This is a genomic window from Acinetobacter sp. 243_ASPC, assembly GCF_001054715.1.
GTDB lineage: Bacteria > Pseudomonadota > Gammaproteobacteria > Pseudomonadales > Moraxellaceae > Acinetobacter > Acinetobacter soli.
The window spans coordinates 1-11,786 of sequence record NZ_JVOR01000038.1 but is presented as its reverse complement, the minus strand read 5'-3'; the positions used below and the strand labels follow the sequence as shown (position 1 = coordinate 11,786).

At 42.6% G+C, this 11,786-nt stretch carries 12 protein-coding genes; 4 read left to right on the top strand and 8 right to left on the bottom strand.

Features of this window, described 5'->3' with window-relative positions; translation table 11 throughout:
* Positions 1 to 147: 147 nt before the first annotated feature.
* Both ADA42_RS03890 and ADA42_RS03885 read right to left on the bottom strand, forming a co-directional pair.
* Positions 148 to 936 (bottom strand): protein kinase domain-containing protein, encoded by a 789-nt coding sequence (locus tag ADA42_RS03890; protein WP_048763680.1) that lies wholly within the window; start codon positions 934 to 936, stop codon positions 148 to 150.
* Between the two features lie 3 nt (positions 937 to 939).
* Positions 940 to 2,445: a DUF3336 domain-containing protein gene (locus tag ADA42_RS03885; protein ID WP_048763679.1), complete on the bottom strand. Its 1,506-nt coding sequence runs from the start codon at positions 2,443 to 2,445 to the stop codon at positions 940 to 942.
* Positions 2,446 to 2,611: 166 nt separating this feature from the next.
* Between ADA42_RS03885 and ADA42_RS03880 the strand changes: the two genes are divergently transcribed.
* Together ADA42_RS03880 and ADA42_RS03875 are read left to right on the top strand one after the other, a co-directional pair.
* Positions 2,612 to 3,487: an ATP-binding protein gene (locus ADA42_RS03880; protein ID WP_004936685.1), complete on the top strand. Its 876-nt coding sequence runs from the start codon at positions 2,612 to 2,614 to the stop codon at positions 3,485 to 3,487.
* A 117-nt stretch (positions 3,488 to 3,604) separates the two neighbouring features.
* Positions 3,605 to 4,747 carry a DUF6670 family protein gene (locus tag ADA42_RS03875; RefSeq protein ID WP_048763677.1) on the top strand — a complete coding sequence of 381 codons (1,143 nt, stop codon included), beginning with the start codon at positions 3,605 to 3,607 and terminating at the stop codon, positions 4,745 to 4,747.
* Positions 4,748 to 4,812: 65 nt separating this feature from the next.
* Here the strand turns inward: ADA42_RS03875 and tsaD are convergent, their stop codons facing one another.
* Positions 4,813 to 5,835 carry a tRNA (adenosine(37)-N6)-threonylcarbamoyltransferase complex transferase subunit TsaD gene (tsaD, locus tag ADA42_RS03870; RefSeq protein ID WP_048763675.1) on the bottom strand — a complete coding sequence of 341 codons (1,023 nt, stop codon included), beginning with the start codon at positions 5,833 to 5,835 and terminating at the stop codon, positions 4,813 to 4,815.
* A gap of 145 nt (positions 5,836 to 5,980) precedes the next feature.
* Here tsaD and rpsU point away from each other — a divergent pair, with 145 nt between their 5' ends.
* Positions 5,981 to 6,196 carry a 30S ribosomal protein S21 gene (gene rpsU / locus ADA42_RS03865; protein ID WP_001136722.1) on the top strand — a complete coding sequence of 72 codons (216 nt, stop codon included), beginning with the start codon at positions 5,981 to 5,983 and terminating at the stop codon, positions 6,194 to 6,196.
* 36 nt (positions 6,197 to 6,232) lie between these two features.
* Positions 6,233 to 6,676 carry a GatB/YqeY domain-containing protein gene (locus tag ADA42_RS03860; protein WP_025094844.1) on the top strand — a complete coding sequence of 148 codons (444 nt, stop codon included), beginning with the start codon at positions 6,233 to 6,235 and terminating at the stop codon, positions 6,674 to 6,676.
* Positions 6,677 to 6,685: 9 nt separating this feature from the next.
* On the opposite strand, the gene ADA42_RS03855 is transcribed toward ADA42_RS03860, so the two are convergent.
* The 5 genes from ADA42_RS03855 to ADA42_RS03835 form a co-directional block, all read right to left on the bottom strand.
* Positions 6,686 to 7,048 (bottom strand): hypothetical protein, encoded by a 363-nt coding sequence (locus ADA42_RS03855; protein ID WP_004936674.1) that lies wholly within the window; start codon positions 7,046 to 7,048, stop codon positions 6,686 to 6,688.
* A 97-nt stretch (positions 7,049 to 7,145) separates the two neighbouring features.
* Entirely contained in the window at positions 7,146 to 8,576 is a 1,431-nt protein-coding gene (locus ADA42_RS03850; protein WP_048763672.1) for a M48 family metalloprotease, read from the bottom strand.
* A 138-nt stretch (positions 8,577 to 8,714) separates the two neighbouring features.
* Positions 8,715 to 9,683 (bottom strand): 2-hydroxyacid dehydrogenase, encoded by a 969-nt coding sequence (locus tag ADA42_RS03845; RefSeq protein WP_048763670.1) that lies wholly within the window; start codon positions 9,681 to 9,683, stop codon positions 8,715 to 8,717.
* A 10-nt stretch (positions 9,684 to 9,693) separates the two neighbouring features.
* Positions 9,694 to 10,335: a hypothetical protein gene (locus ADA42_RS03840; RefSeq protein ID WP_048763669.1), complete on the bottom strand. Its 642-nt coding sequence runs from the start codon at positions 10,333 to 10,335 to the stop codon at positions 9,694 to 9,696.
* 93 nt (positions 10,336 to 10,428) lie between these two features.
* On the bottom strand, positions 10,429 to 11,786 hold a 1,358-nt coding region (locus tag ADA42_RS03835), incomplete at its 5' end, for a hypothetical protein (protein WP_048763667.1).

Sequence of the window (11,786 nt, the reverse complement as noted above, 5' to 3'; positions counted from 1 at the left end):
CTGGAACCTAAATCCAGTGCGTCTACCAATTTCGCCACGCCCCCCGATGGCTGTGTATATTATCGATAAGGTTTCATGATGACAAGTCTTTTTTTCAAAAAAACAACCGGTTGATTAAATAAAAATCAAATCAAAGGCTTATGTTTATTATATCGTCAATTTTAGCTGATCAAATGTATATTTTGCTTCACTTACCGATGTAAATCGCTGTGAAAACTGTTTTTTTAAAAGTCCATCAAGTAAAGGATAAAGCCCTGAATATTCATGTACTAGCTGTAAATCGAATGTTTGACAATGCAAATATGCCCACTCTCGATAACTTTTTGCAGTTAATCGGGTGTGATTCAACCACTCATAAAGCATCACTCCCAGTGCATATAAATCACTAGCGATACTCTTTTGTGCCCCATGAAACAACTCAGGTGCCATATAGCGCGGGGTTGCCGTTATACCTGGTGGTGGATGCATGGAGGCAGAATCACTTTGCTCAAAATCGATCAAGCAAACGCGATTATTGAATATTACACAGTGATCTGGCTTTAGATCGCCATGAATGCAGCCAGATTGTTCATAGTCATGCAAGCAATCGAGCAACTGCTCAATCCGCTTTACCACGATGTCAAATGAAAGTTCATGCACGCTTACAGCAAACATTGAACTTGCATGCGGTAAAATCAGAATATCTCCAGTGGTTCGCTCTTGACCAAGCATGCCTAATGTCTCAATTCGCGCTGGCAGAATATGGCTTATACGGTTACTGGCCCATTGATAAAATCCAAGCTCATTGTGAAAGCCTGCTTCTGTCTCAGCATGACGCTCTGCAATTTGTGCTTTGAGCCAGTATTGCTGTCCTCCTGCACGAAATTGATATAAACGGCGCCCTAACGCAAAACGATGACTATGCGTGTGTAATATCAGCTCATGATCGTTAAACATCGGTTATGCGCTGAGTGGCTTACGCTGAGTCGCACTTCCCTTTTGATATTCAAGCACTTCAATACAGTGCTGAATGGTTTTACCAATTCGGGCATAAGTCTCAATAGCAGAAAGTTTGGGCCATGTTGCACGCTCTCCTTGCTGCTGAAGTAGCTTAAACAGATGTGGGCGTGGATTTTGCAGCATATATTTGTACTGGCGCAGATTGAACGGTGCAATAATATTCACATCACCATAATATCGCTGCCCCACGATTCCATAGCCATGATCAAGCAAGCGGCGTACCGGTGCTACTGTGCCTAAGCGCTCGCGAGTAAAATCCATAATTCCCAGCGATATGACTTTTCCTTGGCGACGAAGAATTCGCTGAGGCCAGCTTAAAATATCCTTTCGATAGCGAGAAATGTCGCTTTGCATAAACGGCACCACATGCGGATTAACCTGACTGGCAATGGTGTAATTCAAATTATAAAGACGCGACATTTTTTCTTGCGGGAAATCACTTCTTACGCTGCCATCCACCCATCTGGTATTGGCCATGTAGGGCGTATGCTCACCATCACGGTTTTTACTGGTCAGGCGAACTGCCGGAAAGAGCACCGGAACAGCACATGAGGCCAGCACAGCACTCCAGACCAGCAGATTTGGTGCCGTGTAAGCATTCATAATGCGGGCATTTTGAGAGCCATCATACGGCGCAACCGCTACATTAATATGCAAGCCTGATTTTTCTAAAGCCTCAGAAAAGGTCAGGTCTCCCAAGTTTTCAATCAGAAAAGTTTTAAGGTATTTGACATCTGCAAGCCCACCATTGCCTTTAAGCAAATCTTTTGTATCCCGAAAGCGAAAAGCCTCACTAAAAAAAGTCTCGCCGGCCAAAATGCGCTGAAACTCCGATGGGCTCGATGTTCCAAGCATACCGGCCATAATGGCACCTGCGCTCGAACCCGATAGCACTTTCGGCATTAAGTCCTGTTCCATCAGTGCCTTACATACACCACTATGAAATAAGCCCAATGTCGCACCACCTGAGAACATCAGTGCCGGCTGCCCATAGGTTTTTTGACAATTTTTAAAAAAACGGATTTTTTCTGCATGGGTAAGCGTCTGGCATTGACTGCCTGCGACAAACGCCAGTGACGCAGACACTTCTTCAATATAATCTTCAATAATTTGTTTGGTGCCTACGTAAGTCGAGGCAAACAGCATCGGGTGTCCAATATTGGCAATGTCATGTGTTAATCCTTCTTGTAGCAAATAAACCGTATCTAACACATGTTGTTGCAACCTAAATTTACGTAGTAAATTCAACCGATACGAGATCAGTTCCGCATCGAAATAAGGCGAGCTGTTATCAAATTTCCACTCTTGCGATCCTGTTTCTTCGTCGAGTTGCAAGGCAATCGACTTCCACTCCGAATAGGTTTCAGCATTTTTTAATTGATATTTTAATTTCTTGATACGATATGCCTGATAGGGATTCATATCCGTTTTTTTCATAGCGAACATACCATGTCCTATAGGATGAGTGGTTTCAAAACTATGCTACAGCAATCGGATTTGATCAATTGCGAAAATGTTCTTGTGATCAATTGATTCACAATCAACCCTTTAAAAGCCACGCAAGTCGATATACTCTTTGAGCTATTCTGTTTGATACATATCGACCTCTACTATGGCAAGTTTCGATTTACCCGATCATCTGATTGAGACCTTATCTCGTGTTTTAAATCAGTTACAGCAGACTTTACCTGAGCTACCTCAAGCACCCGATTTTTCGGCGCCCGCATTTAAATGGCAAGATCGACAGTTAAAGCCGATCTATACGCCCAAGACATTTCGACTCGATGACTTAAAAGGTATTGAAGCTCAAAAGAAAAAAATCGTACAAAATACCTTACAATTTCTGCACGGCTTTCCAGCAAACGATATTTTGCTCACGGGCTCACGAGGCACGGGAAAATCTTCAATTGTGCGCGCGCTTTTAACCGAATATATGGCTGAGGGTTTACGCCTGATTGAAATTGAGCGTGATGATTTAAGCGATCTTCCGCTTATTCAAAAAATCATTGCCGAGCGACCAGAAAAATTTATTGTCTATTGCGACGATTTAGCATTTAACGCTGAAGATGAAAATTATCGCAGCCTGAAGAGTGTATTAGATGGCTCACTTCAGTCTGGGTCAAACAATTTTATCATCTATGCCACCAGTAACCGTCGTCATTTACTGCCTGAGTTTATGCATGAAAATACACCGGTCACTAAAGTTGATGTTCCTCAGTACAAAGAATTACACCCTCAAGAAGCCATCGAAGAAAAAATTTCACTCTCAGATCGCTTTGGTTTATGGCTTTCTTTTTATCCGATGGATCAAAACTTGTACCTTGAAATTGTCGAGCACTACATTGCACAAGCAGGTCTTGCATTTGATGAATCAGTTCGTGCCGAAAGCTTACGCTGGAGTCAGTCACGCGGACAACGTTCAGGCCGAGCAGCGTATCAGTTTTCCAAGCACTGGATCGGATCGCAGCAACTTCACCAAAATTGTTAGACAATTCATCTGAATTTACGTCCTGTTATGACCCGAAACTGACATCAATAGCCCTGTAGCCTGTCTTGTTATCGCCTCTAAAATAGCCATAGACATGATAAGAAGATAGGCAATCCAATGAATATTTTCTCTGCGCCCAATAAGAATGCCAGAACAGCATGGCTTGCTAAAGCCATACATCACCTCTACCCCATTTTTCAGTTTTCAGAAGCATCCAGTTCGCATTCAGATCTCAGATCGATTATTCAACCTTATCTGAATGATGAGCGTTACCATTACGCCCAATATCAGTTTTGTTTTCCCAATCTGATTCAGCCTGAAACATTTCTGAATGTACGTGCAAGCTTTGGAGAATCTGGGCTTTATGGTCTAGATACACATAAGGCCTCTGCCACAGATCCAATTGCAGATGTTCAGCTAGCCTATAACTGTCATTTATTGGATAGCACAATCAACTCCAGCGATTCATTTCATAAGGCTGATGTAATCTCGAGCACAGATAAATTACTTTTGGGACAACAGCTATTGATTGAGGGCAACTCTCCCACCTTTAAAATTAAAGGTGAATCTTCATCGCTTCGCTATGAAATTGAGGTTTCGCTATGCAGCCCTGTATCTTGGTTAGCTAAATCTTGGCTCTACGATCATTTAAATTGTATGACACGTTATAGCGGTTATATACAGACCAATTCAAAACATGATGAGGTGCAAGGAACAGGCACTTTTGATTTTGTGCGAAGTGCGCTTGCATCTACACCCAAGAGTTATGCACGAGAGCTTATCGGCAGCTTGCCCGTCTATTTTGTTACGCAGCATATGCTTAATTTAGATGCGCAGACACAAGTGATTTTTTATCGCATGGATTTAGCAGGCAAGCCGCTTTGCAATACGGTATTGATACGGCATAGCGGTGGTTTATGCGAGGTCTATGATGATGTTATTTTTTCTGTCATTCAGTATCAACCGTCTCCTATGCAATCCCCCAACGGACACGACACCTTAGTCGCTGAGCAATTCGAATGGACTGTTTATGACAATAATGGTGATGTGCGGCTTTGTGTCTATGCTCAACTCAACTCCCTGCCTTACACAGGCTATGGCCAAGGCTACATCGCAGGCTTTAAATTTAAAGCACAACAGCTCAATTCTGTAAGCCATGGTCATGGCATGATGGCGCATATCGATATAATGGATCCACAAAATTTAGATCAGAAATCATTCAATGAGCAGTACGGCGGTGAATTTATGCCAAAAACCTAGGATATTCCTGCTATACAATAAAAAAGGCATCTTGATAAAGATGCCTTTTTACAACATGGTCAGGATCAGTGATTGGTTTGCGCTGGATGAGACAACTCGGTCATGGGCCAACGCGGTGTTGTGGTCACGACAAGATTGTCATGCTGACCACATTTCAAACGCTGATAACCTGCAAACGCAATCATGGCGCCGTTGTCGGTACAGAGTGCAGGTTCTGCGTAATAGACCTGTGCTTTAATTTTAGCTAACGAATGCTCTAAACGTTCCCGCAAACGCACATTGGCACTCACACCACCCGCAATTACCAAGCGTTTTAAGCCGGTTTGCTTAAGTGCCTTAACAGATTTTTTTACTAATGTATCAACAATCGCTTCTTGAAAAGACGCCGCAATATCGGCATCGCGTTGTTCTTCTCCTAATTTTTTCAATTGCACCGAAACCGCTGTTTTCAGACCGCTAAAAGAAAAATCTAGTCCTTGATGTAACATTGGACGCGGAAACTCAAATGCTTCGGGATTGCCTTGTAAAGCCAGTTTGGCAATATTTGGCCCGCCTGGGTAAGGCAACCCCATCATTTTCGCAACTTTATCAAAGGCCTCACCTGCTGCATCATCAATAGACTCACCCAGTAATTCATATTTGCCAATATCATAGGCCGCCATCAACTGGGTATGGCCGCCAGAGACCAACAGCGCAACAAAAGGAAATTCGGGCGGTGTTGCAGAAAGCAGCGGTGCAAGCATATGACCTTCCATATGGTGCACGCCAATTGCCGGCTTATTTAAAGCAAATGCCAAACTACGACCAAATAAGGCGCCAGTCATGAGTGCGCCCATCAGGCCCGGACCACGGGTGTAGGCCACTGCATCAATTTGTGATTTTTTAATTTGGCTGTCATTTAAAAGCTGATCCAGAAGTGGAATCATTTTTCTGACATGATCGCGTGATGCCAGCTCAGGCACCACACCACCATATTCTGCATGAAGTTTAATCTGACTGTAGAGGACCTGTCCGAGTAGCCCTCGTTCGCTATCATAAAGCGCCAGACCCGTTTCATCACACGATGTTTCAAGACCCAAAACAATCATTTAACCGCCTATTACATGCTACAAAAATTGTGTCATCGCTATTATAGACTTGTGATATCAGTTGTAAATGAGTAAAATACTGACCTTCACTTGTCATCTAGTGCAATCGTGCGTTAGATGTTATCCATAATCTAGAGGATTTTACATGCCACAAGTTAAGTTGAAAGAAGGCGAGCCAGTTGACGTAGCAATCCGTCGTTTCAAGCGTTCATGCGAGAAAGCGGGTGTTTTGGCTGACGTTCGTAAGCGCGAGTTCTACGAAAAACCGACTCAAGAACGTAAACGCAAAAAAGCTGCTGCTGTTAAACGCTACCAAAAGAAATTGGCGCGTGAATCTGTTCGCACTACTCGCCTTTACTAATTAATTTGTGATTGACTGCCTAAAAAGATGACGACGATGACTTTAAAAGACCAGATTACTGACGTATTAAAAACTTCAATGCGTGCCAAAGAAATGGCAACAGTAATGGTGATTCGTGGTCTTCAGGCAGCAATTAAGCAAATCGAAGTCGATGAGCGCAAAGAGCTTGACGACGCGCAAGTTCTTGCGGTCATTGAAAAGCAAATTAAACAGCGTAAAGAATCGATCAAAGCCTTTGAAGGCGCTGGTCGTGATGATTTAGCTAGTAAAGAGCAAGCCGAGATTGAGGTTATTTCTCAATTTCTACCAGAAGCTATGACTGAGGAAGCGCTTGACTCTCTCATTGAGCAAACGATTGCTGCTCAAGGTGCTACTAGCATGAAAGATATGGGTAAGGTGATGAATTCTCTACGTCCGATCATAGCCGGGCGTGCCGATCCTGCACAAGTCTCTTCCAAAATCAAAGCCAAATTGAGTTAATAGAAAAACTTAATTAAACGTACACTCAATATTGTAGGCTTTTACCAGTTGCATCTCCTTCGATGCCAATACTTGTTGAATCAAATCCTGTTTGGTCAAACGAGCATAAGATAGCGGTAAATCTCCACGATACTTCTCTGTAACTGCGTACATATGATCAATGTACTGATCGATCATGCCACAATACTGTGCTTTTTGCGCATCGTTAAATCCAGTTTGTTTCGGATTGAGTGATCGCAGGAAAGTTTTCATTTGTTCACTGTACTGCTTGGATATTTTATCTACCGCATTTAAATAGCGTTCAGGCATTGCAGCATGCCCCTGCTGCATCACTACACAAAAAACCACAACGAGTATCTGATTCAATTTCATTATTTTCAATTATTTCATTCATCTTCGGTTTAATTTTTAAAAGTATAAAAGATTTAGAGAGCTGTTACTTACTCATGATGCTTTTTAACATTTATTTTTAAATGTTTAAAGCATGGTCAGCCTGCATTTCTTTTAAACGTTGATCAATCCGCGCAGATAAAGCAGCATTAGTTGTCGCCAAACGCTGAGCATGCAACATCGATTTAATTGCGTTTTCTTCATTGCCTGACCAAAACTGTACTTCAGCCCGATAACGCAAAGCATTGATTTGATTGACTGAAGTCTGTGGCTGAAGTGCTGCGGCTTGCTGCATCAGGCGCCATGCCTCGATATCTCTCGGATTTTGATTAATAAACTTTTGTACCAGTTGTTGCGCCTGCGATGGTTTACTTTGTTGAATATAAACAGTTGCAAGCTTATAACTCAATGCACGATTTTCTGGCATTACCTTCTGTGCTGCATTGATAACAGCGTAAGCCTGCTCGTACTTATGTTGATCCAAATACACATCGGTTTGAATTAGAGCAAACAAAGTATGCTGCTTGAGCGAATCTGGAAGGCTATCGAGGACATTTTGCGTAGCCTGACTATCACCCCGATTTAAATAAAACGCAGCAAGCCCAAACTTCGCTTCATTGTTGCCTTGTTTTACGATTGTTTTAAGTTGTTCTTCCGTCGCTTGATTCGAAACGGCCGCTGTGTACCATTTTAATATTTGAAAATTCGGATCATATAAACTATGCGTCACTTTAGGTAATTGATTGGCTCTTAATCGTGCCTCGCTCATTCGCTCGGTGGTGAGTGGATGAGTCATCCAGAAATCGGGTAAAAACCCAATCCCGACACTAGAGCGCTGCATGGTTTCAAAAAAATCGGCCATACTTTGCGGATTATAACCAGCAGCATACATATATTGCATGCCAATTCGGTCTGCTTCACGCTCTTGATTACGGCTATAGGTCAGTTGTTTATCAATGAGAGCTGCTTGTGTTCCCAACATCAGTGCAGAACCTGCTTCACCATTCGATTTAGTCGCCAGTGCCGCCCCCACCAATATGCCTGCGAGTGCCAGTAATCCTTGCCCCTTAAATGCTTCTTGAGAACGGCTATAATGCCGCTGCGTAACGTGTGCCACTTCATGCGCCATCACACCAGCGACTTCATCAATATTTTGCGCATTGGCAATGAGGCCAGTATTGAGTGCAAATAAGCCACCGGGCACAGCAAAGGCGTTAATTTGAGGGCTTTTCAGTATCACTAAACCGACGGGCTGGCTCATTTGAGTTTGCCCTAAAATTCGGAAAAAAATCTGGGCATATTGATCTTGCAACCATGGATCATGCATAACAGGTAATTGTTTCTGAATTTCCCGATATACTTTTTCACCGATCTGTTTTTCTTTTTGTTGATCGATCAAACCCACGCCACTTGAAATTTCAGGCACATCAAAATGCACGCTATGATCAGCAAAATTAAAATCGGAATGTGCCGATGCTATTGTGGCAACCGCAGTGACTCCCAGAATCATGATGCTACGTTTCAACTTCACACTCAGGCCGAACGAATTTTTAGTACTATAGCACCCACAACATTCGTAAAGTGCTACAAAGTGTTAGAAGAGTTTAATCATGATTCTTTTACAGTGAAACCGTTATTGCTTTAAAAATTATTTAAATTCCGGATTGACCAGATAGGCTGGTGTCTGATCATCTAGTGCTGTCTGTAAATTTTTAAACGCAAGCTCTGCCATTTTATAGCGTGTTTGCGCAGTCGCCGAACCAATATGCGGTAATGTCACCACATTGTTTAGTTCAAACAACTCTGAAGATTGTAAAGGCTCTTTTTGATAGACATCCAAACCTGCTGCAAAAATCTGTTGCTGCTTTAAGGCGTCAATCAGTGCAACCTCATCAATCACCGAACCACGAGAAATATTCACCAGCACAGTATGAGACTGCATCTGAGCCAGCTCATTTTTACCAATTAATGCTTCAGATTCCGTATTGAGATCTACTGCCACCACCACAAAATCAGACGATTGTAGCAGTGTATTTAAATCACAATACGTTGCATTTAGTGGTTGAGCAAGCGCCAACTTTTCACGGCGGTTATGATAAAGAATATTCATATTAAAGCCGTACAGGCCACGGCGCGCAATAGCAGCACCAATATTACCCAGTCCAATAATACCCAGTGTTTTTCCGTATATATCCTGACCAAACTGTGCTGGAGCAACAGTACGCTTCCATTCACCTGATTTGGTCCATCGATCTAGATGCGGCACCTGACGCGCTGCACTCATTAACAAGGTAAATGCCAGATCGGCTGTGGTTTCGGTCAATACATGTGGTGTATGTGCCAACCAGATCTGACGCTGATTGAGATAATCCACATCGTAGTTGTCATAACCAACACTTACCGTTGAAATAATTTTTAAGTGCTTGGCTGGCGCCAGATTTGATTCGTTGAGTAATCGTCCCGCTCCAATCATGCCATGCGCGTCGACAACTTCTTCACGAATTTGAGTATTGATATCGCCTTGCTTAGGATCTAAAACCCGAACGTCATAGAGTTCTTGTAATTTTGCTAATATTTTTGAGTCGATCTGGCTAAATACCACTACCTTTTTTTTCATTTCTATCCCTTTACGATGACTGCATTAATGTCCACAAACGTTTTTTGAGTATCGGCTTTTCCAACATCTCACTTAAGCTGGCCAGATACATACAGTCTGTATGTGTTAAAAACTTCAGCTTACCCAAGCATAACACTTTTTTATCGATTGCTATGGCATCTAAAAACCCTTGAACATAGGCCTGCACCCCACGTGAATCTCTAAAATCTAAACGCGGAAATGGCCAGCTCAGTTCAGCATACTCACCTGGCATAGCGGCTTGAATATTTGACCAAAGCTGACTTTCAGCCTCGGTTAATCCAGTTGCATCAATCACTAACACTTTGTCCTGAAAGCAATATGCTTCAAGCTGAAACGCATCACATTCGACCAGTGCTTCAAGCTCGAGCAGTACTTTAGGCTGTTGAGGCACAGTATTTTGTGCTGTAATTTCAACATGAACCGGTTGTTCCTGAACCGGCTCCAATACAGGTAAAGATTTTGTTTCAGGAATATTGACAGCAACATCGACATGCTTGGGTACGGCCAGTTGTTGCTCGGGCATTTGATCACGCCATATGGACGCCGCTGTATTTTTTTGAGCAACGTGATGACGTGGTATCCATACATCCACACCCATTGCTGCTAAAATATTCCGCTGCTGACCGACCATTCGTTTCTATCTATACATTCATTTCAACGCGCATTTTAACGTGTCTCGGCCTGCTTTGCAGCCTTTTCTCTTGCCTGTTTTGATACATAGCATTTAGATAATCATGAGGCTATTTTTCTTCTGCATTTCATCCACAATATTGGCAGACTCAAATCCAAAGCGCCAATACAATAACTCTAGAACATCCATTTCATCTTGGGTAATAATACGATCATTCCAGAGACACATCTCAGCCACACCTAAAATACTCAGACGATCACGCAACAAAAGCCCTGCGATGTCATTTAAGATTTCTGCTAGGTCAATCGGCTCATCGGATATTTCGGAAAAGAGCTGCATATCCTCAAACGTTAAAATACTTTGCAAGATACGCTCGCGCACTTCAAGCTGATTAGGGCTATTGATTTGCTGCACATGCAGTAAAGCATCGATCAAACGCACAATCTGCGGTTTGACATCTTCTAATGCAGAAGGCGTATGATTAGGCATCAGGTTCAATTCATACTTTACCCGCTCAAGCAACAACGCATCGAGCAATCCAATTTCACCATCCTCTTGAATAATTAGAGCCAAACGAGTCAGAAACTGACGTGCAATACTCGCCGGCATATTACCAATGTTACGACATGCCTCATGAAAAATTTGCACATGCACACGACCATCCAAATGGAGCAGCGCATCTACAATGGCCTGACTGACCGCAGCATCTTGCGGAATAAATTCACGATACTGCCGGATCATTAAAATCGCCACCATAACCTCACGCGAGCCTGTTGCAGTTTGGAGTGCTCGCTGTAGTAGCTCAGGTCTTGGCATACCTTGACGAATTTCAGGATTTAACGGCTTGATGGCATCATTTAAAGAAAAGCTGATCGGTGATAACCGCAGCAGCGGTAAAGGCTGTGGTGATGTCCAAGTAATATGAAATTCATCATGTTCGTCTTCAAGTGGCATAAACAAACTAAACAGTGCTCGGCTACGTAGTTTTTTTAAATTCTCAAGTTGTGAATCTTGTAAAATTGAAGGATTAAGCCGATGGATACGATCTTCAATACTCGGGTGGATATTCATCCAGCTTTGTGGACTGAGTGAATTGGCAAAACACATATGTGCAATGGCTTCAGAATACACACTATGAATTTGCGACCCTGCGTGGTGTACGTAAATTCGTAGTAGTGTTTGCAAATTGGCGTGGCTATCCATCAATTGCAAGGTTTTCAGATCATTTCGAAAGGTACGGCGGCTCAGGGTGAGATATTTAATAAAACGAGTAATTAAAATCCCCATACTGCCAGTGAGCCAAATGACGCCACCAATGGCCACCAAAATGGTTTCAAATCTATGTCGTTTATTTTTCTGATAGGGCTTAAAACCCAATTTGGCAATTTTACTGCCCCACTGGCTAAAAGTGGTTAGACCACTATAGAGAATTTTTAACTTGGTATTTTCAA